At 66.8% G+C, this 26,365-nt stretch carries 23 protein-coding genes; 10 read left to right on the top strand and 13 right to left on the bottom strand.

Annotated elements, in window-relative coordinates; genetic code table 11:
- The first annotated feature begins 42 nt into the window (after window positions 1–42).
- The 4 genes from shn_RS10800 to shn_RS10785 are packed head-to-tail and all read left to right on the top strand — an operon-like array spanning window position 43 to window position 5,515.
- A complete protein-coding gene (locus shn_RS10800; RefSeq protein ID WP_064332539.1) occupies window positions 43–1,374 on the top strand; it encodes a cytosine permease in 1,332 nt (443 codons plus the stop codon).
- Between the two features lie 46 nt (window positions 1,375–1,420).
- Window positions 1,421–2,440, top strand: a complete 1,020-nt coding sequence (locus shn_RS10795; RefSeq protein WP_064330405.1) for an alpha/beta fold hydrolase — start codon at window positions 1,421–1,423, stop codon at window positions 2,438–2,440.
- A 58-nt stretch (window positions 2,441–2,498) separates the two neighbouring features.
- Window positions 2,499–3,299 (top strand): CbbQ/NirQ/NorQ/GpvN family protein, encoded by an 801-nt coding sequence (locus shn_RS10790; protein WP_162852946.1) that lies wholly within the window; start codon window positions 2,499–2,501, stop codon window positions 3,297–3,299.
- Between the two features lie 26 nt (window positions 3,300–3,325).
- Complete coding sequence (locus shn_RS10785) at window positions 3,326–5,515, top strand: nitric oxide reductase activation protein NorD (protein ID WP_145925904.1); 2,190 nt, start codon at window positions 3,326–3,328, stop codon at window positions 5,513–5,515.
- Window positions 5,516–5,611: 96 nt separating this feature from the next.
- On the opposite strand, the gene argE is transcribed toward shn_RS10785, so the two are convergent.
- The 12 genes from argE to shn_RS10725 form a co-directional block, all read right to left on the bottom strand.
- A complete protein-coding gene (gene argE, locus shn_RS10780) occupies window positions 5,612–6,772 on the bottom strand; it encodes an acetylornithine deacetylase (protein ID WP_064330402.1) in 1,161 nt (386 codons plus the stop codon).
- 3 nt (window positions 6,773–6,775) lie between these two features.
- Window positions 6,776–7,453, bottom strand: a complete 678-nt coding sequence (locus shn_RS10775; RefSeq protein WP_064330401.1) for a DUF1028 domain-containing protein — start codon at window positions 7,451–7,453, stop codon at window positions 6,776–6,778.
- Window positions 7,454–7,464: 11 nt separating this feature from the next.
- Window positions 7,465–7,887 carry a RidA family protein gene (locus tag shn_RS10770; protein ID WP_064330400.1) on the bottom strand — a complete coding sequence of 141 codons (423 nt, stop codon included), beginning with the start codon at window positions 7,885–7,887 and terminating at the stop codon, window positions 7,465–7,467.
- A gap of 58 nt (window positions 7,888–7,945) precedes the next feature.
- Entirely contained in the window at window positions 7,946–8,962 is a 1,017-nt protein-coding gene (locus shn_RS10765) for an extracellular solute-binding protein (RefSeq protein ID WP_064330399.1), read from the bottom strand.
- A 34-nt stretch (window positions 8,963–8,996) separates the two neighbouring features.
- Entirely contained in the window at window positions 8,997–9,806 is an 810-nt protein-coding gene (locus shn_RS10760) for an ABC transporter permease (protein ID WP_064330398.1), read from the bottom strand.
- The gene (locus tag shn_RS10755; RefSeq protein ID WP_084437921.1) at window positions 9,803–10,732 is read right to left on the bottom strand and encodes an ABC transporter permease; all 930 of its coding nucleotides are present in this window, start codon (window positions 10,730–10,732) and stop codon (window positions 9,803–9,805) included. The genes shn_RS10760 and shn_RS10755 overlap by 4 nt, the downstream gene beginning before the upstream one ends.
- Window positions 10,729–11,820 carry an ABC transporter ATP-binding protein gene (locus tag shn_RS10750; RefSeq protein WP_064330397.1) on the bottom strand — a complete coding sequence of 364 codons (1,092 nt, stop codon included), beginning with the start codon at window positions 11,818–11,820 and terminating at the stop codon, window positions 10,729–10,731. The genes shn_RS10755 and shn_RS10750 overlap by 4 nt, the downstream gene beginning before the upstream one ends.
- Before the next feature lie 10 nt (window positions 11,821–11,830).
- A complete protein-coding gene (locus tag shn_RS10745) occupies window positions 11,831–13,912 on the bottom strand; it encodes an FAD-dependent oxidoreductase (protein WP_064330396.1) in 2,082 nt (693 codons plus the stop codon).
- 270 nt (window positions 13,913–14,182) lie between these two features.
- Window positions 14,183–15,664, bottom strand: coding sequence for an aldehyde dehydrogenase (locus shn_RS10740; RefSeq protein WP_064330395.1), 1,482 nt, complete (start codon window positions 15,662–15,664; stop codon window positions 14,183–14,185).
- Window positions 15,661–16,620: a LysR family transcriptional regulator gene (locus shn_RS10735; protein WP_064330394.1), complete on the bottom strand. Its 960-nt coding sequence runs from the start codon at window positions 16,618–16,620 to the stop codon at window positions 15,661–15,663. Before shn_RS10735 ends, shn_RS10740 begins: the two co-directional genes overlap by 4 nt.
- A gap of 158 nt (window positions 16,621–16,778) precedes the next feature.
- Window positions 16,779–18,032 (bottom strand): NAD(P)/FAD-dependent oxidoreductase, encoded by a 1,254-nt coding sequence (locus shn_RS10730; protein WP_064330393.1) that lies wholly within the window; start codon window positions 18,030–18,032, stop codon window positions 16,779–16,781.
- A gap of 222 nt (window positions 18,033–18,254) precedes the next feature.
- On the bottom strand, window positions 18,255–19,730 hold the full coding sequence (locus shn_RS10725; protein ID WP_064330392.1) for an NAD-dependent succinate-semialdehyde dehydrogenase: 1,476 nt from the start codon (window positions 19,728–19,730) through the stop codon (window positions 18,255–18,257).
- A gap of 293 nt (window positions 19,731–20,023) precedes the next feature.
- Between shn_RS10725 and shn_RS10720 the strand changes: the two genes are divergently transcribed.
- Both shn_RS10720 and shn_RS37530 read left to right on the top strand, forming a co-directional pair.
- The gene (locus shn_RS10720) at window positions 20,024–20,635 is read left to right on the top strand and encodes a TerC family protein (protein WP_064330391.1); all 612 of its coding nucleotides are present in this window, start codon (window positions 20,024–20,026) and stop codon (window positions 20,633–20,635) included.
- Between the two features lie 131 nt (window positions 20,636–20,766).
- Window positions 20,767–21,000, top strand: coding sequence for a tautomerase family protein (locus shn_RS37530; RefSeq protein ID WP_064330390.1), 234 nt, complete (start codon window positions 20,767–20,769; stop codon window positions 20,998–21,000).
- 114 nt (window positions 21,001–21,114) lie between these two features.
- Here shn_RS37530 and shn_RS10710 read toward each other — a convergent pair whose 3' ends face one another.
- Window positions 21,115–22,005, bottom strand: coding sequence for a DMT family transporter (locus shn_RS10710; protein WP_064330389.1), 891 nt, complete (start codon window positions 22,003–22,005; stop codon window positions 21,115–21,117).
- 368 nt (window positions 22,006–22,373) lie between these two features.
- On the opposite strand from shn_RS10710, the gene shn_RS10705 reads away from it, so the two are divergent.
- From shn_RS10705 to shn_RS10690, 4 genes are all read left to right on the top strand, one after another.
- Window positions 22,374–23,351 (top strand): ABC transporter substrate-binding protein, encoded by a 978-nt coding sequence (locus shn_RS10705; RefSeq protein WP_064330388.1) that lies wholly within the window; start codon window positions 22,374–22,376, stop codon window positions 23,349–23,351.
- A gap of 17 nt (window positions 23,352–23,368) precedes the next feature.
- Window positions 23,369–25,063 carry an iron ABC transporter permease gene (locus shn_RS10700; RefSeq protein WP_064330387.1) on the top strand — a complete coding sequence of 565 codons (1,695 nt, stop codon included), beginning with the start codon at window positions 23,369–23,371 and terminating at the stop codon, window positions 25,061–25,063.
- Window positions 25,051–26,082, top strand: a complete 1,032-nt coding sequence (locus shn_RS10695) for an ABC transporter ATP-binding protein (protein WP_064330386.1) — start codon at window positions 25,051–25,053, stop codon at window positions 26,080–26,082. Before shn_RS10700 ends, shn_RS10695 begins: the two co-directional genes overlap by 13 nt.
- Window positions 26,083–26,153: 71 nt before the next feature.
- A complete protein-coding gene (locus tag shn_RS10690) occupies window positions 26,154–26,333 on the top strand; it encodes a hypothetical protein (protein ID WP_064330385.1) in 180 nt (59 codons plus the stop codon).
- Window positions 26,334–26,365 lie beyond the last annotated feature (32 nt).

The raw sequence follows: 26,365 nt of genomic DNA, 5'->3' as shown, positions 1-26,365 counted from the left end.
CGGATGGCCTTCCTCAACAAGAAAGACATGAGGGGAACGAACATGTCTACACACTCCAAAGGGCCTGGCGATCCGTCGCCGCTCGATGCCGGCCATGTGCTCGGCGAGGAATATGAACATGCGCCGGTGCCGCTTTCGGCCCGGCACAGCCTGTTTTCCATGGTGACGGTCTGGGCCGGCTTCCCGGCGATCATCACCGGCTCCATGACCGGCTCGATCCTCGTGCTCGGCATGGGCTTTTCCCGCGCGCTCGCGGCAATGGTCATCGGCAACCTGATCATGTTCGCCTATGTCGGCGCGCTCGGGCTTTCGGCGACGCGGAGCGGGCGGAATTTCGCGCTGATCGCCTCCGGGGTCTTCGGCACGAAGGGCTATGCGCTCGCCTCGGGCCTGCTCTCGACGCTGCTGCTCGGCTGGTTCGCCGTGCAGACCGGCATTACCGGCGCGCTCATCGCCAGCACCTACGAGATGAACTATGTGGCGATGACCATCGTGGCGGGCCTGCTCTACATCGCCATCACCTTCATCGGCGTGCGCGGCCTGCACCTGATCGGCCTCGTCTCGGTGCCGCTGTTCTTCGTGCTCGGCCTCTTCGTCGTCATGCATTCCGCCTCGACCACCACCTTCGATGCGATCTGGAACTATGCCGGCAACAACGGCGTCGCCACCATGTCGATGGGCGTCGGGCTGACGGTCGTCATCGCCCTCTTCATCGATGCCGGCACGGTCACCGCCGACTTCAACCGCTGGGCCCGGACCGGCACCCATTCCCTCATCGCAACCTTCTCGGCCTTTCCGGTCTCCAACCTTGTCGCCATGCTTGTCGGCGGCATCCTGACGGCGGCCCTCGCCGTGCCGGACGCCAACCCGTTCGGGGCGGACAACATGTTCGGCTACATGAACACGCTGCAGATCGGCTGGCTCAGCGCGCTCGCCTTCCTGTTCCTCTACATCAACCTCGGCTCGGTCTGCTCGCACTGCCTCTACAATGCGGCGACAGGCTGGTCGCGCATCCTCGGCTCGAAGATGCGGCTGCTCGCCGTCGTGCTCGGCATCCTCGGCATCGTCATCGCCGCGGGCAATGTCTGGGCCTTCTTCATCCAGTGGCTGTCGCTGCTCGGCATCGTGGTCCCGCCCATCGGCATGATCCTCCTCGTCGAAGCCTACATCTTCAAGAGCGGCGGCATGGCGGACAGGGAATGGCGTTCGACGCCCTTCATCTCCTGGGCGATCGGCGCGGCGGTCGGCTTCCTCGTCGAGTTCTATGCGCCGCAGCTTTCCACCGCGATCAGCGCGGGCATCGTCGCCGGCATCGCCCATTTCGCGCTCTCCTCGCTGAAGGACCGGCGGCGCGCCGTGGATGCATCCGTCTGAAAGCGGCGGCGTGCTGAACGCGCAATTTCAATGAAGGAAAACAGACATGACGCTCGATTACGAAATCCTCGGACTCGGCGATTTCGCCCTGCAGAACGGCGCGATCCTGCGCGATGCCAAACTCGCCTACAAGACCTTCGGCAGCCTCAATGCCACGAAGGACAACGCCATCCTCTACCCGACCTGGTATTCCGGCCAGCACTACGACAACGAATGGCTGGTCGGCCGGGGCATGGCGCTCGATCCCGACAGGTATTTCATCATCATCCCCAACATGTTCGGCAATGGCCTGTCCTCCTCGCCGAGCAACACGCCGGAGCCCTACAATGCCGCGCGCTTCCCGAAGGTGACGGCCTATGACAATGTGCGCGCCCAGCACCGGCTGGTGACGGAGCATCTGGGGATTTCGCATCTGCGCCTGGTGACAGGCTGGTCCATGGGCGGGCTCCAGACCTTCCATTGGGGGGCGATGTATCCCGACATGATGGACCTTTTGGCGCCCTTCTGCGGCTCGGCGAAATGCTCGCGCCACAACTTCGTCTTCCTCGAAGGCGTGAAGGCGGCCCTGACGGCGGACGGTGCCTTCCAGGACGGCTGGTATACGGAAAAGCCGCACAAGGGCCTGCGCGCCGCCGCCCGTGTCTATGCCGGCTGGGGCTTCTCGCAATCCTTCTACCGCGAGGAGCTCGACCTGAAGACGCTGGGCTACGCCTCGCTGGAGGATTTCCTCGTCTCCTTCTGGGAGGGCTTCTTCCTGCCGAAGGATCCGAACAACCTGCTCGCCATGCTGTGGACCTGGCAGAATGGCGACATCTCGGCAAACGAACTCTACAACGGCGACTACAAGGCCGCGCTCGGCGCGATCAAGGCGAAGACCTATGTCATGCCGGGCAGAACCGACCTCTACTTCCCGCCGGAGGACAGCGAGAACGAGGTCGCGAACATGCCGAACGCGACCTATGTGCCGATCCCCTCGATCTGGGGGCATTTTGCCGGCGGGCCGGGCACCAACCCCGTCGACGTCAAGTTCCTGGACGACAAGCTGAAGGAACTGCTGGCGTCCTGAATTTTCCCGCGCCGCGATGGCCGGGAGCATCGCGGCGCCAACTCCATGAGGTCTGATCGTGACGAACCTGGATGCCTATCGCATTTCCAGCGAACCCTTCTATCGGCCGGTCGAAAGCGAGATCGCGCTGTTCGAGGCCGCCCACAAGAGCCGCATGCCCGTCATGCTGAAAGGGCCGACCGGCTGCGGCAAGACGCGCTTCGTCGAGCACATGGCCTGGCGGCTGGGCAAGCCGCTGATCACCGTCTCCTGCCACGAGGACATGACCGCCTCCGACCTCGTCGGCCGCTACCTGCTCGATACGGACGGCACGGTCTGGCACGACGGGCCGCTGACGCTCGCCGTGCGCGAGGGCGCCATCTGCTATCTCGACGAGATCGTCGAGGCACGGCAGGACACGACCGTCGTCATCCATTCTCTGACCGACGACCGGCGCATCCTGCCGCTCGAGAAGAAGAACGAGGTGGTACGGGCGCACCCGGATTTCCAGGTCGTCATCTCCTACAATCCGGGCTATCAGAGCGTGCTCAAGGACCTGAAGGAATCGACCAAGCAGCGCTTCGGTGCCATCGCCTTCGGCTATCCGTCGCCGGATATCGAGGCGGAGATCGTCGCCCGGGAGGCGGGCATCGACCGTCGCACGGCGGAGGTGCTGGTGCGCATCGCCGAGCGGTCGCGCAATCTCAAGGGGCAGGGCCTCGAAGAAGGGGCCTCCACGCGCATGCTCATCAATGCCGGCCTGCTCGTTGCCGCCGGCATCGCCATCGAGGCGGCCTGCCAGGTGGCGATGGTCGTGCCGATCACCGACGACCCGGACCTGCGCGACGCGCTCACCGGCGCGATCGCCGCCTGCCTCTGAGGCGCGCCATGCAGGAGGCCGCAACCATGAATGCGCCCGATGGGTTTCCGCCGGAATGGCGGGAGCGCTGGCATGTCGCGCATGGTCGCATCGACCAGGCCGGCTACGGCGACCTCGTCGCCGATGCCTATCGCCGCGCCGGTCCGGCCCTTGCCGCCGAGGTCGGCCCGGCCTTTGCCATACGGCTCGCCGCCACGATCTCGAACGTCGCGATCCGCTCGGGCCGGCTTGCCGCCAGCCTCGTGCCGCAGGCGGCGCGGGCCGCCTCGCGGCATTTTGACGAGGCGGCGCTGAATTCCTGGGCGGCGGCGGTGGAGGATGTCGCGCGCCGGGCGCCGGAGGCCGTGCTTGCCCTTCTGGAAAACACCGGCCGGCTCGCCCAGGCGCTGGCTCCGCCGGACTTCATCGCCTTCGTGCGCATGGGCCTCCATCTCGGGGACAAGGATGCCGGGCGCCGGCGCGCCTTCTTCGCACTGGAAAGCGGCGAGGCGATCCGCCTGGTCGAGGGGCGTGGCGCCGATGGCGGCCTTGCCGGTCTGCGCCACGGCCTTGGCCTTTATCTCAATGCGCTCTGGGGCCTTGCGCCGCCGATCGCCGAGGCGCCCCCGGATGCGCCGGACCAGATGCGGCGCAGGCCCGGTTTCGGCGGCGGCGGCGTGCGCCTGCCGGCCGCCTTCGCCGGCTTCGAGGATGGCGAGGCCAAGCTGCTCTATCGCGCCGCCGTCGCCCATATCGGCGCCCATCACCGTTTCACGCGGGAGAAATTCCCCGCAACCGGGTTGAAACCCCTGCAGATCGCCCTCGTTTCCCTCATCGAGGATGCGCGCGTCGAAAGGCTCGCCGCCCGGACGATGCCCGGTCTCGCCGCCCTCTGGCGGCGCTTCCACGTCGCCCGGCCGGACGGCCCGCCCATCGCGATCGCCCTGATGACCCGGCTCTCGCGGGCGCTGGCGGACCCCGACTACGCCGATCCGCATGGCTGGGTGGAAAAGGGGCGGGCGCTGTTTGCCGAGGCCGTTCGCGAGAATATCGGCGACCAGCAGCTCAGCCGGCGCATCGGCGGGCTGCTCGGCAACGATATCGGCCAGATGCGCCTGCAGTTCGACGCCAGGGCCTATGTGGTCCAGCCGGCCTATCGCGACGACAATATGGGCATCTGGGATTTCGGCCCGGATGACAGCCAGGCGCCGGTCGAGATCGAGGCCATGCTCGAAGGGGCGCGGATCGAGCAGCAGGCCGGCGACGACGGCCGCCGCAAGGAGGGCGAGGACGGCGACACGGCGAGCGGGCGGCTGGCCGAGGCGCAGGACGAGGACGGCCTGCTCGTCGCCCGCTATCCGGAATACGATCACGTCACCGGCCGCTACCGGCCCGAATGGTGCCGGGTGCGCGAGATGCCGGGCGGGATCGGCGCGCCCCGCGTGGCGTCGGCGCTTGGCGAGGCGCGCTCCGACATCGTCGAGCGGCTTTCGACGCTGATCAAGGCGTCGCGGATCAGCCGCCAGCAGCGGGTCCGCGGCCAGACCGAGGGGGAGTTCCTCGACATGGACGCGAGCATCGCCGCCATGATCGCGCGGCGGGCTGGCGAGGTGCCGGATACGCGGGTCTACGGCCGCTACGAGCGGCGTTCGCGCGACATGTCGGTGCTCGTGCTGATCGATGCCTCGCGCTCCACGACGGAGAGGGTGCGGGGATCGCAAGGTTCCGTGCTGGAGATGGAGCGGCTGTCGACGGCGCTGCTCGCCCGCGCGATGACGGATGTCGGCGATCCCTTCGCCATCGCCGCCTTCTGCTCCAACGGGCGGGAGGACGTGCGCTATGTGCGCGTCAAGGATTTCGACCGTCCCCTCGACCGCTTCGCCATGGCCCGCCTCGCGGGGCTTGCCGGCGACTATTCGACGAGGCTCGGCGCGGTCATCCGCCACGCCGGCCGCGATCTTCGCCGGCAGCGGAGCTATCGCAGGCTGCTGCTCGTCGTCACGGACGGCGAACCCTCGGACATCGACGTCGACGACCGGCGCTATCTGGTGGAGGACGCCCGGATGGCGGTGCATGAACTCGGCCGCGAGGGCATCGACACTTTCTGCGTGGCGCTGGACTGCGATGCGGATTCCTACGCCCAGCGCATTTTCGGCCCGCGCGGCGCGACCGTCATCGATACGATCGACCGGCTCGATCGTCTGCTGCCGGCGGTTTATCTGAGGCTGCGTTCCTAGAGCAATTCCAGCAAAAGTGCGAAGCGGTTTGCGTCCGGAATTGCGTTAAAACAAAGAGTTGGAGCGTTCTCGCGCTTCGAAGAAAAGCGGAATTCTCTAAAAAGCCGTTTCGAGTTCGGCCAACAGGCGAACCAGCGCCGCATCGCAACGATCGAGCTGGGCGCGGCTGACGAACTCGTCCGGCTTGTGGCCCTGCTCCATCGAGCCGGGGCCGCAGATCGCGGTGGAAAGGCCAAGGCCCTGCTGGAAAAGCCCGCCCTCGGTGCCGAAGGCGACCTTGTGCGTGCCGTCGTCATCGAGAATCCGTTTCAGGAGGCGCACGGCGGGCGCGTCCGCGCGGGTGTCGAGGCCGGGATAGTCCGAGACGGGCTCGATCTCGATGCAGGCCATGGGAAACCGGTCGCGATAGGGCCTTGCGATGGCCTCGGCATCGGCTGCGATGCCGGCGAGGATGGCGCGCGGATCGTCCTCGGCGATGGTGCGGATCTCGAAATCGATCTCGCAGCGGTTCGGCACGATGTTGAGCGCGGTGCCGCCCCGCATCATGCCCGCATGGATGGTGGAATAGGGGATGTCGTAGCCGGGGTCGCGGACGCCGCTTGCCGCGAGGGCCTCCTGCCGCGCCTGGAGCGCGCTTATGAAGGCGGCGCCGAGATGCAGCGCGTTGAGGGCGTTCGGGGCGAGGGCGGAATGGCCCTCCTGCCCGTGGCAGCAGGCCCGCAGCGCCTGCTTGCCCTTGTGGCCGGTGGCGATGCGCATCTGCGTCGGTTCGCCGACGATGCAGAGCGCCGGCCGCTCGGCCCGTCCCGCCAGCGCCGCGATCATGCCGCGCACGCCGATGCAGCCGATCTCCTCGTCGTAGGAAAGGGCGAGATGCAGGGGGCGTTTCAGCGGCCGGCCGGCGGCAAGGAGCGCGGCCCGCAGGCCTGCCGCGACGAAGCCCTTCATGTCCGCCGTGCCGCGGCCGTAAAGACGCCCGTTCCGCTCCGTCAGCGTGAAGGGATCGCTGCTCCAGGCTTGTCCCTCGACCGGCACCACATCCGTATGGCCCGACAGGACCACGCCGCCCGGTCCTTCCGGGCCGATGCTCGCCCAGAGGTTGGCGCGGCTGCCGTCCGGATGGGCGAAGCGCTCGATGCGCGCGCCCGCCGGGTGCAGCAACCCTTCCACATGATCGAGCAGCGCAAGATTGGAGCGGCGGGAGATCGTCGGTTCTGCGACGAGGCGGGCGAGGATGTCAGGGGTTGCGGGGATCATGGTTCACAGGTCGCCCGGCACGCCGTAGCTGGGGGCTCCCGAAGGGTCGAGCGCGCGCGTGACATAGGCGTCCATCTCGCTGCGCCAGCGCTCCCACAGCGCGGCGCAGTCTTCGATCGGGTCGCCGTCGGTCCAGTCGATGCGCAGGTCCGCGACGTTCCAGGACACCTTGTCGACCATGACGAGGCCCATGGAATGGACCGGTCCTTCCTCCCCGCCGGCGGCGACGGCCGCGCGCATCGCGGCGATCAGCCGGTCGCCGAGATGCTGCCCCGCCGTGGCCTCGAAAGCCTCGACCATCTTTCGCGGGATCTCCGTCGTCGTCAGCATGTTGCCGGCGGCGACCACGTCCTTCCCGCGCGCTGTCGCGTGCGTGCCGAGGGTCCTTGCGCCCGAATAGGCGGCCGTGCGGCCGGCCGCGTCGACGAGGGCGAGCTGGCGGTATTCGATGTGCGGGGCTTCCGCGACGAGACGGTCGAGCGCCGCCTCCGCCGAGAGCCCGCCCGCCATCAGGTCGAGCCCCTTCGGGCCGAGGCGGGGATCGGTGACGTTCTGCGTCGAGACGGCGCCGACGCCGGCGCGCACATGGGCGCAGCGCGCCGCAACGCTCGGCGAGGAGGAGGAGACGGCGATGCCGAACATCCCGGTGTCGGCGCAGCGGCCGGAGACGGAAAAGGTCATGCCGCCCTCCGTCAGGCTTCGTCGGGAATGACGGCGGTCGCCTCGATCTCGACCAGCCATTCCGGCCGGGCGAGCGCCGAGACCACGAGGCCCGTGGAGACGGGGAACACGCCCTGGAGATATTTTCCCATCTCCGTATAGACGGCCTCGCGGTAGCGGATGTCGACGAGGTAGACGACGACGCGGCAGATATGGCTGAGGTCGGAGCCTGCCTCTTCCAGCAGCATCTTGATGTTTTCCATGGCCTTGCGGGCCTGCGCGCCGGCATCGCCGATATGCAGGCTCTCGCGCGTGTCGAGATCCTGCGCGATCTGCCCGCGCACGAACACCGTCGCCCCGCGCGCCACCACCGCCTGGCAGAGGTCGTTGTTCAGCTTTTGCTCGGGATAGGTGTCCTTCGTGTTGAAGGGGCGGATGCGGGTGTGCACGGGCATGGATGTCTCCTTGATGATGGCGGCAAGCGCCGCGGTCGCCCGCGGCGCGACGGCGGGGCTATTGCAGAAGCTGCGTCCAGACGCGGGTCACGAGATCCTGCGCGGTGGCCGAGCAGGTGCGCGAGAAGGTGATCGGCACCTCGGGATAGAGTTCCGGCGCCTCGTCTCTGGTGTAGACGACCTTTTCCTGGATGACCTTCATCGGCGAGGAATGGGCGTAGAAGTTCATCTGGTCGGTGGCATTCTCCTGCGTGGAGAGGAATTCGATGAACTTCACGGCATTGTCGCGGTTCGGCGCGCCCTTGGGGATGACGAGGCTGTCCATCCAGCCGACGAGGCCTTCCTTGGTCATGGCGAGGCTGACGGGCGAGCCGGCCTTGCGCGCCTTCAGCGAATCGCCGTCCCACCAGAAATGGGCCGAGACCTCGCCGGAAGCGAGGCGGCTTGCGATATTGTCGGAGGAATAGGCGGCGACGGACGGTTTCTGGGCCATCAGCAGGTCCAGCACCTTCTTCATCTCGGCCTGGTCCTCCGAGCAGAAGGGCACACCGAGATAGAGCTGGGCGGCGCCGATCACCTCGTCGGGATAGGAGAGCATGGCGATCTTGCCCTTGAGTTCGCCGTCCGGCTCGAAGAAATATCTGAAGCTGTCGGTCGGCCCCTTGTACTCGGCTGTGTTCACCACGAAGCCGGCGGTGCCGTAGGCGAGCGGGATCGAATAGGCCTGTTCCTCATCCCACCACTGGTTGCGCCATTTCTCCTCGATGCTCTCGAAGGCCTTCAGCTTGCTGGCCTCGAAATTCTCGATGAGGCCTTCGTCGATCATCACGCGCAGGAAGTGCTGCGAGGGCGTGGCGATGTCGTAGCCGGAAGAGCCGGCCTGCAGCTTGGTCAGGAGGTCTTCGTTGGAGGTGAAGCTGTCGACGTTCACCTTCACGTCGTTCTCCCTGGAGAACTTTTCGATGAGGGCCGGCGAGATGGATTCGGCCCAGGCGTAGATGTTCAGCTCTCCTGCCGCCTGTGCGCCGGTGGCGAAGCAGAGGGCAAGGGCCGTGGCTGCGAGATATGTCTTCATTGTCTGTTCCTCTCTTTGATTATGGTTTGGCCTGTCATGGTTCGGCTTCTTCACGGGCGCCGCGCGCAGCGACCAGCAGCGCGACGGTGGCAAGGACGAGCGAGGCAAGGATCAGCAGTGTCGCGATGGCGTTCAGTTCCGGCGAGGTGCCGGCGCGGATCAGCGAGAAGATGTAGACGGGCAGCGTCGTCGAGCCGCCGGTGGCAAGCAGGTTCGAGGTGATGAAGTCGTCCATCGAGATGAGGAAGGCGAGCATCGCGCCGGAGAAGACGCCCGGGAAGATCAAAGGCAGCGTCACCCGGCGGAAGGTCGTCCAGCGATCGGCATAGAGGTCGGCGCTCGCCTCTTCCAGATCGAGCGACATGCCCTGCAGGCGGGCGCGGATCGGCAGGAAGGCGAAGGGCGTGCAGAAGGCGGTGTGGGCGACGACGAGCCGCAGCATGCCGTTCTGGATGTCGAGCAGCGAGAAGAGGATGAGCGTGGCGACGGCAAGCACGATTTCCGGCAGGAGCAGCGGCAGGTTGACGATGGTCTCGGAAAGCTTGCGGAAGCGCAGGTTCTTGCCGCGGATGATGGCGAGCGCGGCGGAAAGCGCGATGAGGGTGGAGACGGCGGTCGCGACGGCGGCCACCGTCAGCGAGGTCTTCAGCGCGTTCACCAGCGCGGCATTGTCGAGTGCGGAGCCGTACCATTTGAGCGAAAAGCCCGTCCAGACGCCGGCCACGCGGTTGGCGTTGAAGGAATAGACGACGATGACCGCGAGCGGGGCATAGAGATAGAGGAAGAAGACGGCGGTGAGGGCCCTGAGGCCCGGATAGCGCTTGACGTCGTGGCTGATACTCATGGCGCCACCTCCCTACGGGCGGCGCGCAGCGCCGTGACGATCAGGAAGATCATGACGAGAGCCATCAGCGTCATCGCGATCGCCGCGCCGAAAGGCCAGTTGCGGCCGCCGCCGAACTGCAACTGGATCAGCGATCCCATCATCATCTGCTTGCCGCCGCCCATCAGCGTCGGTTCCAGCACCGCGCCGAGCGAGGGCACGAAGACGAGGATGGCACCGGCCGTAAGGCCGGGGGCGGTCAACGGCAGGATCACCCGGCGCAGCGTCACCCAGCGGTCGCCGTAGAGGTCGTGCGAGGCCTCGATCAGCGTGCCGTCCAGCTTCTCGATGGAGGCGAAGACCGGCAGGACCATCAGCGGCATGGCGGTATAGACCATCGCCGTCAGCGTCGCGCCGTCGTTGAACATGAAGCTCATGCCGGCGGGAAATCCAAGGGTCTCTAAGAGGCGCGGCAGGGTGCCGTCCTTGCCGAGGATGATCATCCAGGCATAGACGCGCAGGATCATCGAGACCCAGAACGGCAGCGTCACGAGGTAGACGAGCGCCGCCTTGCGGCCGGGCGGCTGGCGCGAGATGAAATAGGCGACCGGCACGGCGAAGAGGAGGCAGATCACCGTCGTCGCGCCGGCGAGCAGGAAGGTGCGCCCGATGATCAGGAGGTATTGCGGGGTGAATTCCAGCTCGCCCGTCCAGCCCTCGTTGAAGAGGATCTGGCGGTAGCCGGCAAGGTTGAGGTCCCAGGCAAAGCCGCCATGGGCGCCGCGCGTGGCGAGCGAGACGGCGGCGATGATGAAGATCGGCAGGATCAGCGCAAAGCCCATCAGCAGCCGCGACGGCAACAGCCCCCAGAAGGAGAGGTCGTGCCAGAAACGGGCGCGGGGCGCGTGCTCCGTTTCGGCGGGGGCGTGGAGGGCGCTGTCCGTCATGCCGCCAGCACCCGCGCCGAACCCGCCACGAAGCCGACCGGAACCGTCGCGCCGAGCGGGATCGTGTCGCCCTCGCGCGAGGCGTTGCGGCGCGAGGCGCGCAGCTCCGTTCCCGAAACGTCGAGCGTGTAATGGGTGTAGCCGCCCATATAGTTCTTGTTGACGATGCGGCCTTCGAAGATGAGCCCCTGGGCCTGGTTGCCGAGATTGATCTTTTCCGGGCGCACGGAGAGCGTTGCGCGGCCCCGGGCGGTGGGGCCGGTGGCCGGCACGGTGATCGACAGGCCGAAGGGCGTGCGGATGGTCGCCTCTCCGCCAGCGGTCTCCAGCACCTCGACTTCCAGGAAATTCGTCTCGCCGACGAAATCGGCGACGAAGCGGTTCACCGGCTCCTCGTAGATTTCCGTCGGCGTGCCGATCTGCTGCACCTCGCCGCCGCCGAGAACCGCGATGCGGTCGGACATGTCGAGCGCTTCTTCCTGATCGTGCGTGACGAAGACGAAGGTGATGCCGGTGTCGCGCTGGAGCGTGCGCAGCTCGTCGCGCATCGCCTGGCGCAGCTTCAGGTCGAGCGCAGAAAGCGGCTCGTCGAGCAGCAGCACCTCCGGCTCGGGCGCAAGCGCGCGGGCGAGCGCGATGCGCTGGCGCTGGCCGCCGGAAAGCTGGGCGGGCCTGCGTCTGGCCATCGGGCCCATATGCACGCGCTCCAGCATCTCGCCGACGCGGTTTTTGATGCGCGCCTGCTCCCAGCCGAGGTTTTCGAGGCCGTAGGCGACGTTCTGCTCCAGCGTCATGTGCGGGAAGAGCGCGTAGCTCTGGAACACGGTGTTGACCCGCCTCCTGTGCGGCGGGATGGCGACGACCTCCTTGCCGTTGAGGAGGATCGAGCCCGAATCCGGGCTTTCGAAACCGGCCAGCATGCGCAAGAGCGTGGTCTTGCCGCAGCCGGACGGGCCGAGCATCGTGAAGAACTCGTTGCTGCCGATGTCGAAGCTGACCGATTTCAGCGCCTGGTAGGCCCCGAAGCTCTTGGAGACCGATTTCACTTCGATGGCCTTTTGGGCTCCAGTGGAATGGGGCTGGGTCATGCCGTGTTCCTCACGCCGGTTCGAGCTGGGTGACTTCGCGGCGGAAGGGCAGGGCATCGCCGATGTCGGGCGTGTCCAGTTCCCGCGCATAGCGATGGCCGGCATAGGTCGCCCAGGCGATCGGTGCGGGGGCGCTTGCATCGCCGATGATCTTGACCGTCCTGATGCCGGCATCGGCCCAGTCCGCCTGGCGGGCGAGGAGGTCGTTGTAGAGCGCGTCCTCGGAAAGGCGCGAGGCGACCATGACGACGGCGTCGCAGCCGATGGCCTTGCGGCGGCCGGTATAGGTGCAGTTCGTCTCGACCTCGCCGGCGCGGATGGCGGTGACGCCGCGGTTGAGGCGGATGTCGACGCCGAGATCGTCGAGGCGCACATGGATGGCACCCTGTTCCAGCGTGTTGCGCGTCCAGTCGGAGACATAGGCCGAGGGCGTGACGAGAATGACCGTCGCGCCGGCCTTCGCCATCACCTCGGCCATGACGCCGCCCATGTAGTAGTGGTCGTCGTCATAGACGACGACGGTCTTGCCCGCGAGGTTTTCGGGATGGACCTTCGCCATGATGTCGTCGGGCGTCCAGAGCGTCATTCCCGGGTCGATCGGCATGGGCACGACATGCTGGCGGGCGACGCCGTCGCGGCGCCAGTGCGAACCGGTGGCGATGGCGACATGCTCGAAGCCGAAGCCCAGCACGTCCTCGGCGGTCAGGCGGCTGTCGAAATAGGTCTCGACATTGGTGCGCTGGGAAATCTGGTACTGGCGGTAATCGACGACGCGGCCCCAGGCGGAAAGGCCGGGCAGCAGGCGTTCGCGGGCGACACGGCCGCCGAGCGTGGTGGTGGCCTCGGCCAGCGTCACGTCATAGCCGCGCAGCGCGAGCGCCCTTGTCGCCTCCAGCCCAGCCGGGCCGGCGCCGACGACGAGCACGGTCTGGCTCTCGCCCTTCGCGTTCATGCGCTCGGGATGCCAGCCCTTGCGCCATTCCTCCATGAAGGTCGGGTTCTGCGTGCAGCGGCTGATCGACATGGTCATGTCGCCGGTGATGCACATGTTGCAGCCGATGCATTCGCGGATGTCCTCGATGCGACCCTCCTCGATCTTCTTCGGCAGGAAGGGATCGGCGATGGAGGGGCGGGCGCAGCCGATGAAGTCGAGCACGCCCTGGCGGATCATGCGCGCCATCACATCCGGCGAGGTGAAGCGTCCGACGCCGACGACGGGTTTCGTCGAGAGTTCCCGGATGCCCTTCACCAGGATTTCCTGCGCCCCCTCCTCCTTGAAGCGGGAGGGGCCGGAACAGTCCTCCCAGGCGCCATGCGCGAGGTCCCAGAGATCCGGCAGGTCGGCGTTCATCTCGACGAATTCGCGCACCTCGGCATTGGAAAAGCCGAGCTCGCCGATGGTCTCGTCGAGGCTGACGCGCATGGTGATCGCGGTCGTGTCGCCGACGGCCTCGCGGATATCGGCCACCACCTCGCGGGCGAAGCGCGAGCGGTTTTCCAGGCTCCCGCCATAGTCGTCGGTGCGCTGGTTGGTGGCGCGCGACAGGAAGTGCTGGAAGATGCCGAACCCGTGCGCGCCGTAAAGACAAATGAGGTCGAAGCCGGCGATCTTCGAGCGCTTGGCCGCGTTGACGAACCAGCGACGCAGATTCCTGATATCGGTGCGGTCGAGCGCGCGGGCCTGCACCGGATCGTTGGTGAAGGTGCGGATCGGCAGCGCGGAGGGGGCGAGCGGCACTTCCTTCGTATAGAAGTTCGGGCCGTTGATGCCGGAATAGGCGAGCTGGATGCCGGCGAGGGCGCCATGCACCTTCATCGCGTCGGACATGCGGCGCAGGCCCGGAATGTCCTTGTCTTCCCACAGGCGCAGTTCGATGAAGGGCGTGATCTCCGAGGTGTGGTGCATCTCGGTCTGCTCGGTGAAGATGACGCCCCAGCCGCCCTCGGACTTGATGCCGCGCATGGCCGCGGCCGCGGACGGATCGCGATAGCCGCCGCCGTTGCAGTGCGGCACCTGATAGAACCGGTTTTTCGCGACATGCGGGCCGATCGCGAGGGGCTCGAACAGGATGTCGTATTTGGCGTCACGCATGGCAATCCTCGGGGTTTGTGCGGCTATAGGATTGGCGGAAGGGCTTCGGGTAAATGATGCGTTCCGGAAGCATGGATTAGGTTCAGGCTAATCGAGACCGCCCGTGCGGCGGCCCGGTTTTCCCGATCGGGGCGAGATTATTCAGCGGCTTGAAAAATATCTTTTGATTTCAGTCAATTATGAAAAGGATGGGCGCCGGATTCCGCGGTGGAGAACCGGCGCCCTTGATGGCTGAGATCCGGGCGCGGCGAAGGCCCGGTGGATCGATGCCTAGTATTTCACCCACACGGTCTTGAGCGCGCAGTATTTGTCGAAGCTGTGAAGGGAAAGGTCGCGGCCGAAGCCGGACTGCTTCATGCCGCCGAAGGGCGTCATGGCCGAGAGCGCGTCGACCGTGTTGACCGAAACCGTCCCGGCATGGAGGCGATCGGAAACGCAGAGCGCGCGCGAAAGGTCCTTCGTCCAGACGGAGGCGGCCAGGCCGTATTCGCTGTCGTTGGCCATGCGCAGCGCCTCCTCATCGCTGTCGAAGGGCGTGATGGCGAGCACGGGGCCGAAGATCTCCTCCCGCGCGATGCGGGCATCCGGCGCGACCTCGTTGAAGATCGTCGGCCGGATATAGCAATCCGAGCCGTCGCGCGTCTCGCGCTGGCCGCCATGGGCGAGGCGGGCCTCCTTGCGGCCGATCTCGATATAGGAGGCGACGCGGTCGGCATGGGCCTTTTCGACGAGCGGGCCCATGCGGGTCGCCGGGTCGAGCGGGTCGCCGAGCGGCCAGGCGGCGGTGGCGGCGATCACCTTCTGCGTGAATTCCTCCTGTACGGAGCGGTGCACCAGCAGGCGCGAATTGGCCGAGCACACCTCGCCGGAATTGAACAGGATGCCGAAGGCCGCCATCTCGGCCGCCTTGTCGAGATCGGCGTCGGCGAAGACGAGGTTCGGCGACTTGCCGCCGGTCTCCAGCCAGACCTGCTTCATGTTGCTTTGCCCGGCATAGGTCATGAAGAGCTTGCCGACCTTGGTCGAGCCGGTGAAGACCAGCGCATCGACATCCGCATGCAGGCCGAGCGCCCGGCCGGCATCCTCGCCATAGCCGGGCACGACGTTGAGCACGCCGTCCGGCAGGCCGGCCTCGGAGGCGAGTTCGGCCAGCATCAGGGCGGAGAGCGGCGATTGTTCGGCCGGTTTCAGCACCACGCAATTGCCCGTGGCGAGCGCCGGCGCGAGCTTCCACGTCGCCATGTCGAGCGGGAAGTTCCACGGCACCACGGCGCCGATGACGCCGAGCGGCACGCGGCGGATCAGGGCGAGATCGCCACGGCCGGTGGGGGCGATTTCGTCATAGAGCTTGTCGATGGCCTCGGCGTGCCATTGGAAGAAATGGGCCGAACCGGGGGCGTCGATGGTCGAGCTGTCGCCGATCGGCTTGCCGACGTCGAGCGTCTCGAGAAGGGCCAGTTCCGGAATGTTGTCGCGGATGAGGGCGGCCAGGCGCAGCAGCACCTCCTTGCGCTCGGCCGGCGACCTGCCCGACCAGCGGCCGTCGTCGAAGGCGCGGCGGGCGGATGCCACGGCGATGTCGATATCCTCGGCGGTGCCGCGGGAAACGGCGGTCAGGACTTCGGCATTGGCCGGGTTCACGGTCTCGAACCGGCCGCCCTTCGCCGCGTCGCGAAAGCCGCCGTCGATATAGAGGCCGTTGCGGAATTTCAGGCGTGCCGCGCGTTCGCGCCAATCGGTGGTCGTCGTCATGAACTGCCTTTCTCTTGCTGAGGGTCGTCGGCGCAAACCGGCAGGTCCATGCCCATGCCGCGGATCGTCTCGCCGCAGAAATCGATGAAGCGCCGGACGGTGAGCGCCGGGGTCGCGCCGGCCATCGAGAGGATGCCCATGCGCATGGGGCGCAGGTTCCCGGTCAGCGGCACGAAGGTGAGCCGGCCGCCATCCAGCGCATAGGTGGAAACCGGCCTGATATTGGCGATGGAATAGCCGAAGCGGTTGGCGACCATGGCGCGCATGACGGACATGTCGCGCGTGCGCTCGGCGATATGGGGCGTGACGCCGGCCTCGCGGAAGAGCGAGAGGAAATAGGCAGAGCTGTGCGGCAGGTCGAGCAGGATCATCGGATGGGGGGCGAGCTCCTCCACCGTCACGCCGCGGCGGCCGGCCAGCGGATGGTCCTCGTGCAGCACCGCGTAGGGCGGCAGCACGGCAAGCTCGTGGAAGGTCACGTCGGCGGGAATGTCGAGGTCGTAGCTGAGCGCGATGTCGAAGCGCGCCATGCGCAGGCCTTCGAGGATGCGCGCCTGGTCGCGCTCGTACTGGAAGAAATCGACGTCGGGATAGACATCGGAAAAGGCGCGGCGCAGCGAGGGGATGACGGCCTGCGCGAAGGTGACGAGACAGGCGACATGCAGCGGCCCGCGCACCTGGCCGGTCAGCTCGTTGGAAAGGGCGTTGAGCTTTGCGGCTTCCGAGAGGATCTGCCGCGCCTGCGCGACGAAGCTGTGGCCGGCCTGCGTCAGCGACAGGCCATGGGCGTGGCGGCGCACGAAGAGATTGATGCCGAATTCCTTCTCGAGCTGCGAGATCGCCGCCGAGACCGACGGGGCGGATACGTTCACCCGTTCGGCCGCCTCCGTGACCGAGCCGAATTCCCCGACCGCGACGAGATATTCCAGTTGCCGGAGCGTGAAGCGCAACACCATGTCTGTTCCCCTGTTGAGGCGCCAATTAAGGAACAGATTCGCACGCGCGGAAAGGGTGCGCGCCTCGGGGCTGTGGACGGCAGGGTCGTCCTCGGGGGCGGGATGTCGGTTCATGGCATGCTCGCTTCCTCCTTGCGGGCGGCCGGTGCCGGTGCCTTTCAGGAGGCCGCGGCGGCGGCGGTTCTCTCTGCGCTGCGATGCTCGGCGATGTAGCCGGCAAGGTAGTCCGCATCGTGCCAGCAGCCCCAGATGAAGGAGGAGGCACGGCGCGAGAGCCAGGGCAGGCCGACGAAGAAGAGACCGGGCACTTTGGAGATGCCGCGGTCGTGGATGGGGCGGCCCTTCTCGTCGAGCGCGTCGAGCTTCAGCCAGCCGTAATCGACCGCATAGCCCGTCGCCCAGATGATGGTGCTTATGCCGGCTTCCTTGAGGTCCAGCGCAAGGATCGGATCGGTCAGGCAGGCCGGATCCGGCTCCTTGCGGCGCGCCTCGGGTTCCTCCGGCAGGTCGAGATGGTTTTCGGCCACATAGGCGTCGGCGCGATCGAGCAGGGAGAGATGATTGGCATCGCCCCGCGCAATGTTCTCCTCAAGATCGGCGGCGACATGCAGCACGCCGCCCGCAAACCGCTCCGCCCGGCCGAGCAGCGTCATGCCGCGATTGCCGAGGCGGCGGAAATCGACGGTGTTGCCGCCGTAGGCGCCGCTGACGGCGATGGTGACGTGTTCGGTGTTCGGCGCGGGCACCTTGAGGTCCCAGATGCCGAGCACGCCGAGCCACCAGCAGAAGTCCTTGCCGCGATAGCGCCGCGGCGGCCGGTCGTGCGGGCCGATGGAAAGGTAGACGCGCCGGCCGGACCGCAGCAGTTCTTCGGCGATCTGCGTGCCGGAGGAGCCGGCGCCGATCACCAGCACCGCGCCCTCGGGCAGCCGGCCGGGATTGCGGTAGGCGTTGGAATGGATCTGCGTGAGGCCCGCTTGCGCCGGTACGAGGGCGGGCATGACCGGGCGCTGGAAGGCGCCGGTGGCGGAGACCACGTTCCGCGCCTCGATCACGCCGTCGGAGGTTTCGACGCGGAAGGTGTCGCCCTCCTTGCGCACGGACCGCACCTCGACGCCGCAGCGGATCGGCGCCTTGATCTTTTCCGCATAGGTCACGAAGTAGTCCGCCACCTGCTCCTTCGGGGCGAAGGCGTCGTCGTGGAGGCCGGCGAAGGTCAGGCCGGGGAAACGATCGTGCCAGGCCGGGCCGTTGGCGACGAGGCTGTCCCAGCGGGCGGTGCGCCAGCTTTCGGCGATGCGGGCCTTTTCGAGCACGAGATGGGCAATGCCGCGCCTGCCGAGATGTTCGCTCATCGCCACGCCCGCCTGACCGGCGCCGATGACGAGCGTATCCACTTTTTCCACTGCCATGCCGCTTTCCTTCCCGTTTCCGGAGCACCGGCCCGGCGACCGGCCCTTACCGCTGTGTCGGGGTCGATGTGTAGTGGAAGGCGGAAAGCGCCGACATGAGCGTTTGATTCAGCGCTGATTAGGCGGCCGCTAAGCTGCGCGCGTTTTGCCGGGCCCTCCGTGGCGCCGGTGGATTGACGGGGTCTTGCCGGATGCGCCCCGGCGCGCCGCCGGGGCCGGTCGTCAGATGCCGCCCATGCAGAGGTACTTCATCTCCAGATAGTCCTCCAGGCCGTGGCGGGAGCCCTCGCGGCCCATGCCGGATTGCTTGACGCCGCCGAAGGGAGCGGCCTCCGAGGACATGCGGCCGGTATTGATGCCGACCATGCCGTATTCCAGGGCCTCGGCCACCCGCCAGACGCGGCTGAGATTGGAGGCGTAGAAATAGGCGGCGAGGCCGTAGATCGTGTCGTTCGCCTCGCGCACCACCGCATCGGCATCCGTAAAGCGGATGATCGGGGCGAGCGGGCCGAAGGTTTCCTCCTGCGCGATGCGCATGTCGCGGGAGATGCCGGTGAGCACGGTGGGCGCGAAGAAGGTGCCGGCGCCCGCGATGCGTCTTCCGCCGCAATGGACGCTGCCGCCGCGCTCGACCGCATCGGCGACATGCGCCTCGATCTTGGCGAGCGCCCGCGTGTCGATCAGCGGGCCGATCGCGACATCGGGATCGAAACCGTCGCCGACGGAGAGCGTGCGCACCCGCTCGGTGAATTTCCGCGCGAATTCGTCGTGCACGCCGGCCTGGACGTAGAGCCGGTTCGCGGAAACGCAGGTCTGGCCGGCATTGCGGAATTTGGCCTGGATGGCGCCGTCCACGGCAGCCTCGACATCGGCATCGTCGAAGACGATGAAGGGTGCGTTGCCGCCGAGCTCCAGGCTGAGCTTCTTCACCTGGTCGGCGCATTGCCGCATCAGGAGCCGCCCCACTTCCGTCGAGCCGGTGAAGCTGATCTTGCGCACCTTGGCATTGGCGCAGAGCTCTCGCCCGATGGCATCCCCCTCGGAGGCATAGACCAGGTTGACGACGCCGGCCGGAAAGCCGGCCTTTTCGGCAAGCGCGAACATCGCGCCCGCCACCAGCGGCGTCTGTTCGGCCGGCTTGAGCACGACCGTGCAGCCGGCCGCAAGCGCCGGCGAGATTTTTCGCGCCACCATCGAGGCGGGGAAGTTCCAGGGCGTGATGGCGCCGACAACGCCGATCGGCTGCTTGATGACGATCATGCGCCGGTCGCGGGAAGGGGCCGGGATCGTCTCGCCATAGACCCGGTTCGCTTCCTCCGCATACCATTGCAGATAGGCCGCAGCATGCGAGACCTCGGATTTCGCTTCGGCAAGCGGCTTGCCCATCTCGGCGGTCAGGATGATGGCGAGGTCGTCCGTGTGCTGTACGATGAGCTGGTGCCAGCGCCACAGCGTATCGGAGCGCTCGCGCGCCGTGCGCGCGGCCCATTCGGTCTGGGCCTCGCCGGCCCGGTCGATCGCCGCGCGCGCCTCGGCGGTGCCCATGTCGGGAATGTCGGCCAGCAGCGCGCCGGTGGCGGGATTGAAGACCGCGAACGTGGGATTGTCGGCGGCAAGGCCAAGCCAGGCGGGGTCGGCGATCGCTTCGAACAGCGCCGGGTTCTGCAGGCGGCGAATGAGATTGTGAGACAGGGCCAAGCGGTGTCCTCCCGATGAGACGTCTTGACGATGCAATAGGGGAGCAGCCGGCCGCCTGCAATCGGGATGATGCATCCGGGAAGCGCTCCGGAACCGGCCGTCCTGCCGCAATGAAAAAGGGGCAGGGGATTGTCGGCGTGACGCTTTGACCTCTTCCCGGCTTTCGGCGATGAATGGACGGGCGGGAAGGGGCGGGACCGCTACGGCATCCAATCCGTTCGCGCATGAAAGAGACAATCGCCGGCCGTCTTCGCGGTACTCGCCAGCCGGTGCATACCAATGGGTGACGGAGCATGGAAATTCTGACGGCCGCCGGCCTGACGGCGCTTTTGCAGGTCATCGCAATCGACCTTGTCCTTGCCGGCGACAATGCGGTGGTCATCGGTCTTGCGGCGGCGGGCCTTCCGGCCGAGCAGCGCAAGAAGGCGATCCTGGTCGGCATCCTTGCGGCGACCGTGCTGCGCATTGCCTTCGCCACGGTTGCGGTGCATCTGCTCGCGATCATCGGTCTCCTGCTCGCCGGCGGCCTGCTGCTGCTCTGGGTGTGCTGGAAGATGTGGCGCGAGCTGCATGCCGGTCATGGCGGCGAGGAGGAGGTGAGCCTTCAGGACACGCCGAAAAAGACCTTCCTGCAGGCCGCCACGCAGATCGTCGTCGCCGACGTTTCCATGTCGCTCGACAATGTGCTGGCCGTCGCCGGTGCGGCGCGGGAGCATCCGAGCGTGCTGATCATCGGCCTTGCGCTCTCCATCGCGCTGATGGGCATCGCGGCCAACTTCATCGCCAACCTGCTCAACAAGCACCGCTGGATCGCCTATATCGGTCTTGCGATCATTCTCTATGTCGCGCTCGACATGATCTATCGCGGCGCGATGGAGGTGATGCCCTATCTGGCGGTCGGCTAGAGCAATTCCGGCAAAAGGGCGAAGCGTTTTTTCGCGTTTCCGTGAGGGATTGGCGTGGGTGAAGGAATGGGCAAGGCCATGGCCGTGAGCACGGCGAAGGATGGCGGGCAGATCGCAACGGGGAGACAGCAATGCCGCATGTGATTCTCAAGATGGTCGAGGGGCGCACTGAAGAGCAGAAAAAGGCGCTCGCCGAGGCGCTCACCCGGGCCGTGACGACGACGCTCGGATGCGGCGAAGACCTCGTATCGGTCGCGATCGAGGACTTCAAGGATGCGGAATGGATGGCCAGGGTCTATGTGCCTGATATTCAGCAGCGGCCCGATACGATCTACCGGATGCCGGGCTACGGCCCCGAAGATTAGACTTCGAACCAGGCACCTGCCTTTCGGCACTGCGGCACGGTCGTCGACCGGTCCGCGAGTTCTGCGCGGCCGCGCCGGCAGTGGTGATGCTTCTGCTCGTGCCTCCGGCGCCTTTCACATGAAGATCAGCCCCATGCCGATGACGACGAGGACGGCGCCGGCCCAGGCGCCGCCGGCGGGCCGTTCGCCGGTCTTCAGCCAGAGCATGGGCAGGATCATAACCGGCGAGGTGGCGGACAGCGTCGAGACGATGCCGACCTTTCCGCCGGACAGCGCAAACAGCAGCAGCGTCATGCCGATGGCGAGCGCGAGGATGCCGGTCAGGGCGGTCATCGCCGCGACCTTGAGCGTCAGCGGTCCCTTCGGTTTTATGGAGGGGATGGGCAACTGGATGAGGATGCTGAGGCAGAAGGCGGCGACGCCGACGCGCAGGAGCGAGGCGAGGAAGGGATCGATGCCGGTCGCCATGACCGGCCGGGCGAGGATCGAGCCGATGGCTTGGCCCGTCGCCGCGCCGATGCCGAGCAGCACGCCGATCGACAGCGGCCCCTTGATCGTTTCCCATTGATGCATCTGCGCCCGGCGCTTGCCGAAGACGATGGCGAGCAACACGCCCGATGCCGTCAGCAGGATGCCCGTCACCGCGAAGGCCGACAGCGTTTCGCCGAGCACCAGCCAGCCGAGCAGGGCGGTGATGGGCGCGTTCAGGGCGAAGAGGATGCCGGAGCGGCGCGGGCCGAGACGGTTGAGCGTTTCGAAGAGCAGCGTGTCGCCGACGAAGATGCCGATCAGCCCGGACAAAAGCAGCGGCCCGGCGCTCCCCATGTCCAGCTCGCGCCAGACGCCCGTGAGCAGGACGTAGCATGCCAGGAGCCCGGTGACGAAGACCTGGCGGGCCCGGTTGAAGGCCGGTGCGCCGAGATGGCCTGCGGGACCGGCCGAGATCAGTCCGGTCAAGGCCCAGCAGGTCGCGGCGCCCAGCGCGGCAAGTTCGTGGATTGGCATGGCTTTCCGATCGGTGAAGGACGGTCCGGGAGATGATTGCGTGTCACGCCGTTAAAGCGGGATCGCGCGGCTTTCGTCCAGAGCTGCCTGTGTCCGTCAACAGGGACTTTCGATCGGGGGGATGACGACCTCGCCGAAGACACGACCCTGTGCCGGCGAAACAAAATTTGCCGGAGACGGGGAGATCAGGGGGGCGAATGGCGGATTTGCCGGCTTTGGCAATCATTAGCCGGCTCAATGTCGTCGCTGGTCTTGGCCTTCCCAGCCGCCTTCGCGTCCTGTTCGCGGAACCTCGATGCGGGAAAAGTGTCACATAGGTGTCAAGCGATGGGGGTAGGGAGCGATGACGTTCCCGGAAGGATGCTCTCATGAAAACCCTTGTTTCCGCCTTCGCCCTTCTCGCCGCCGGCCTTGCCGCCCTGCCGGTCTCTGCCGCAAATCTCGTGCTCTACACCAGCCAGCCGAACGAGGACGCACAGGCGACCGTCGACGGCTTCACGGCCGCCAACCCCGATATCAAGGTCGACTGGGTGCGCGACGGCACGCCGAAGATCATGGCCAAGCTCCAGGCCGAGATCGCGGCCGGCAATCCGGTTGCCGATGTGCTGCTGATCGCCGACACCGTCACGCTGGAGCGCCTGAAGCAGGACGGCAAGCTGCTCGCCTATGCCTCGCCGGAAGCCGGCAACTACGATGCCAGCCTCTACGACAAGGACGGCTACTATTATTCGACCAAGCTGATCACCACCGGCATCGTCTATAATACCGCGGCCGCGATGAAGCCGGCAAGCTGGCAGGACCTCGCAAAGCCGGAGGCCAAGGGCCTTGCCACCATGCCGAGCCCGCTGACCTCGGGCGCCGCCCTCATCCACGCCCAGACGCTGGCCTCTGTCGACGGCCTCGGCTGGGACTACTACAAGGCGCTTGCCGAAAACGGCGCGACGGCGGCGGGCGGCAACGGCGCAGTGCTGAAGGCCGTCGCCTCGGGCGAGAAGGCCTATGGCATGGTCGTCGACTACATGCCGATCCGGGAAAAGGCGAAGGGCGCGCCGGTCGCGTTCGTCTTCCCGGCCGAAGGCGTTTCCGCCGTCACCGAGCCCGTCGGCATCCTCGCCTCCTCGAAGAATGCCGAGGCGGCGAAGAAGTTCGTCGATTACGTTCTTTCGGTCGAGGGCCAGGAAGGCTTCGTCAAGCTCGGCTATATTCCGGCCCGCAACGGCATCGCCATGCCGGACGGTTTCCCGGCGCGCGAGACGATCCGCGTGCTGCCGCTCGATGCGGCGACGGCGCTGAACAACACCGATGCGGACCTGAAGACGTTCTCCGGTTATTTCGGCTCGAACTGAGGCACGCCGCCAGCTTCATGCATGGATATGTTCGTCCGGGAAACAGCCAGCCCATCTGGCTGTTTCCGTTCATCGCAAGCGTGGTCGTCGTCCTCAGCGTGCTGCCCCTCATGCGGCTGGCGGTGACCGGCATCGCCGCGTTTGCCGATGGCGGCGCCATCGAGGTGCTTTCCGATCGCACGCTCTGGTCGGCAACCTATTTCACGCTGGTCACCGCCATCATCGGCACCCTCGTCTCGCTGGCGATCGGCTCGCTCTTCGCCTTCCTGCTGACCTTGACCGACATGCCGGCCCGGGGGGCGCTGAGCTTTCTCTTCGTGCTGCCCATGATGATCCCGCCGCAGGTGACGGCGCTCGCCTGGGTGCAGATGTCCGGCCCATCTAGCCCGCTCCTGAAGGCGCTGCACATCGCGCCGCCCCTCGGCTCGCCGCAGCCGCTCTATTCGGTGGGCGGGATCGCGCTGCTCTACGGCGTGCAGCATGCGCCGCTCGTCTATCTCGCCCTCAGGGCGGGGCTGATGAACGTGCCCCGCGACGGGATGGAGGCGGCGCGGCTTTCCGGCGCTTCGGCCCTGCGCACGTTCCGGGATATCGTCCTGCCGCTGGCGCTGCCCGGCATGATCGCGGGTGCCGCCATCGCCTTCGTCTCCTGCATCGGCAATTTCGGCATCCCGGCGATCCTCGGCATCCCCGCCTCGATCTACACCCTTTCAACCCTCGTCTTCACCAAGTTCGCGGCCTTCACGGATCGCACCTTCGGCGAGGTCGCGCTGCTTTCCGGCGTCATCGCGCTGATCTCGGTGGCGGGGCTTGCCGTGCAGGAGCGCGCGCTCGGCGGCCGGGATTATCGCATTCTCGGCCAGTCCGGCGCGGCGGCATGCCTTCCCGTCGGCCGGTGGCGGTTCGTCTTCCTACCCGTGCTGGTGATCCTGCTCTTCTTCATGCTGGTCGCGCCCTTCCTCGCGCTGCTCGCGGGTTCGCTGGTGCCGGCCTATGGCGTGCCGCTGACAGTCGAGACCCTGTCCTTCCACGCCTTCGAGGAGGTGTTGCTGCGGCAGGCGATCACCCGGACCGCCTTCGCCAATTCCCTGTTCCTCGCCGCCGCCACCGCCATCGGCCTGCTCGTCCTGTCGGTGCTTGCGGGCTATTTGCTGACGCGCCGGCGGGATGCGGCATCGCGCATGGTGGCGAGCCTGATCGAGATCCCCTATGCGCTTCCCGGCATCGTCGTCGCCGTGGCGTTCATCCTCGTCTTCGCGGCCCCGCTGCCGGTCTTCAACGTGACGCTCTACGGCACGATCTGGATCATCCTCGTCGCCTATTTCGCGAGCTTCTTCGCGGTCAGCCTCAAGCCCGTCGTCAGCGCCTATCGCCAGCTCGACCCGGCGCTGGAGGAGGCGGCGCGCCTTGCCGGCGCCGGCTTCTTCACGCGCCTCAGGGATATCCTGATACCGCTCGTCGCGCCCGCCGCGGGCGCTTCCGTCATCCTCGTGTTCCTTATCGCCTGCAACGAACTGACGGTTTCGGCGCTGCTCTGGTCCGCGGGCACGCAGACGCTCGGCGTCGTGATCTACAATCTCGACGACAGCGGCGGCTCGGATCTCGCCTCCGCGCTTTCCGTGCTCGTGGTCCTCATGGTCGTCGCCATGATGCTGCTGCTCGAAGCGATGGCGAAGCACCTGCCGAAGGGGGCGGTGCCGTGGCGAAGCTGATCCTCAACCATGTCAGCAAGGACTTCGGCACCGGCCAGCCGGCAGTGAGCCGCGTTTCGCTCGACGTGCGCGAGGGCGGTTTCCTCGCGCTGCTCGGCCCGTCCGGCTGCGGCAAGACGACCGTGCTGCGGATGATCGCCGGCTTCGAGGCGCCGAGCGACGGCGCGATCTTCCTCGGCGAACGGCTCCTGGCCGATCCCGCCCAGTCGCTGCCGCCCGAGCGGCGCAACATGGCGATGGTGTTCCAGTCCTATGCGCTGTGGCCGCATATGAGCGTCGCCGACAATGTCGGCTATCCGCTGAAGGTGCGCGGCGTTTCGAAGGATGTCCGCCGCCGCCGGATATGCGAGGCACTCGATACGGTGCGCCTTGCCGATCTCGCCGACCGTCGCCCCGCGGAGCTTTCCGGCGGCCAGCGCCAGCGCGTCGCGCTCGCGCGCTGCCTCGTCACCCAGCCGGATGTCGTGCTGCTCGACGAGCCGCTCGCCAATCTCGACCGGCATCTGCGCCAGGAGATGGAGGAGACCTTCCGCGAGTTCCATCAGCGCTCCGGCGCGACGATGGTCTATGTCACGCATGACCAGAGCGAGGCCATGGCGCTCGCCACCGACATCGCGGTCATGTCCCGGGGCGAGCTGCTGCAGGTCGCGCCGCCGCAGGAGATCTATGCGCGTCCGGAAGGGCGGCTTGTCGGCAGCCTGATCGGCCGCGGCGCCATCCTCTCGCTCGCCGTGCCCGCGGCGGCGCCACGCAAGCTCGAATGGGACGCGATCTGCGCGCTGCTGGGCGCATCCGCGCCTGACGGCGGGGTTCTGGCCGACGTCCTGGTCCGGCCGGAGGATGTCAGGCTGGGCGGCGAGGGGGCTGCCGCGCGTGTCCGCTCATCGCTCTATGAGGGGGAGCGCTATAGCGTGACGCTGGACCTGGCGGACGGCCAGACCCTCCGGGCCTTCAGCCGCGAAAGGCCGATGCCGGGTGACACCGTATCCGTGACGATCACGTCCGCCTGGCGGCTCTAGCGAAGAATCTCCGGGAACCAGCGTCCGGCAGAATCGTTCGTCTCTCATCTTTCAATGGAGAACAGGTTGCCATGGACGAGAAGTCACAGGTTTCGAAGTCGAAGGAAGACAGGCGCCGGGAGGAGAAGAAGCCCGGCGTGATCGTTGCCGGCCCGGAGGCCCATGCGCGCGAGCGCGCCGGAAAGGCGCCGGAGGGGCGCAAGCCGAAATCCGGGGACGTGCAGCCGAAGAGCCCGGCAAATCCGTCGTAGGGCGTTTCCGCTTTTCCGCCCTTTTGCCGGAA

Origin of the sequence: Shinella sp. HZN7, from assembly GCF_001652565.1 — a bacterium.
Taxonomy (GTDB): Bacteria; Pseudomonadota; Alphaproteobacteria; order Rhizobiales; family Rhizobiaceae; genus Shinella; species Shinella granuli.
The sequence above is the reverse complement of the archived record's forward strand: the minus strand, read 5'-3'. Positions and strand labels throughout refer to the sequence as shown.

Coding starts and splice junctions, on each gene's coding strand:
- shn_RS10800 (WP_064332539.1), top strand. CDS start 43: ATGTCTACACACTCCAAAGGGCCTGGCGATCCGTCGCCGCTCGATGCC.
- shn_RS10795 (WP_064330405.1), top strand. CDS start 1,421: ATGACGCTCGATTACGAAATCCTCGGACTCGGCGATTTCGCCCTGCAG.
- shn_RS10785 (WP_145925904.1), top strand. CDS start 3,326: ATGAATGCGCCCGATGGGTTTCCGCCGGAATGGCGGGAGCGCTGGCAT.
- argE (WP_064330402.1), bottom strand. CDS start 6,772: ATGATCCCCGCAACCCCTGACATCCTCGCCCGCCTCGTCGCAGAACCG.
- shn_RS10775 (WP_064330401.1), bottom strand. CDS start 7,453: ATGACCTTTTCCGTCTCCGGCCGCTGCGCCGACACCGGGATGTTCGGC.
- shn_RS10770 (WP_064330400.1), bottom strand. CDS start 7,887: ATGCCCGTGCACACCCGCATCCGCCCCTTCAACACGAAGGACACCTAT.
- shn_RS10765 (WP_064330399.1), bottom strand. CDS start 8,962: ATGAAGACATATCTCGCAGCCACGGCCCTTGCCCTCTGCTTCGCCACC.
- shn_RS10760 (WP_064330398.1), bottom strand. CDS start 9,806: ATGAGTATCAGCCACGACGTCAAGCGCTATCCGGGCCTCAGGGCCCTC.
- shn_RS10755 (WP_084437921.1), bottom strand. CDS start 10,732: ATGACGGACAGCGCCCTCCACGCCCCCGCCGAAACGGAGCACGCGCCC.
- shn_RS10750 (WP_064330397.1), bottom strand. CDS start 11,820: ATGACCCAGCCCCATTCCACTGGAGCCCAAAAGGCCATCGAAGTGAAA.
- shn_RS10745 (WP_064330396.1), bottom strand. CDS start 13,912: ATGCGTGACGCCAAATACGACATCCTGTTCGAGCCCCTCGCGATCGGC.
- shn_RS10740 (WP_064330395.1), bottom strand. CDS start 15,664: ATGACGACGACCACCGATTGGCGCGAACGCGCGGCACGCCTGAAATTC.
- shn_RS10735 (WP_064330394.1), bottom strand. CDS start 16,620: ATGGTGTTGCGCTTCACGCTCCGGCAACTGGAATATCTCGTCGCGGTC.
- shn_RS10730 (WP_064330393.1), bottom strand. CDS start 18,032: ATGGCAGTGGAAAAAGTGGATACGCTCGTCATCGGCGCCGGTCAGGCG.
- shn_RS10720 (WP_064330391.1), top strand. CDS start 20,024: ATGGAAATTCTGACGGCCGCCGGCCTGACGGCGCTTTTGCAGGTCATC.
- shn_RS37530 (WP_064330390.1), top strand. CDS start 20,767: ATGCCGCATGTGATTCTCAAGATGGTCGAGGGGCGCACTGAAGAGCAG.
- shn_RS10710 (WP_064330389.1), bottom strand. CDS start 22,005: ATGCCAATCCACGAACTTGCCGCGCTGGGCGCCGCGACCTGCTGGGCC.
- shn_RS10705 (WP_064330388.1), top strand. CDS start 22,374: ATGAAAACCCTTGTTTCCGCCTTCGCCCTTCTCGCCGCCGGCCTTGCC.
- shn_RS10700 (WP_064330387.1), top strand. CDS start 23,369: ATGCATGGATATGTTCGTCCGGGAAACAGCCAGCCCATCTGGCTGTTT.
- shn_RS10690 (WP_064330385.1), top strand. CDS start 26,154: ATGGACGAGAAGTCACAGGTTTCGAAGTCGAAGGAAGACAGGCGCCGG.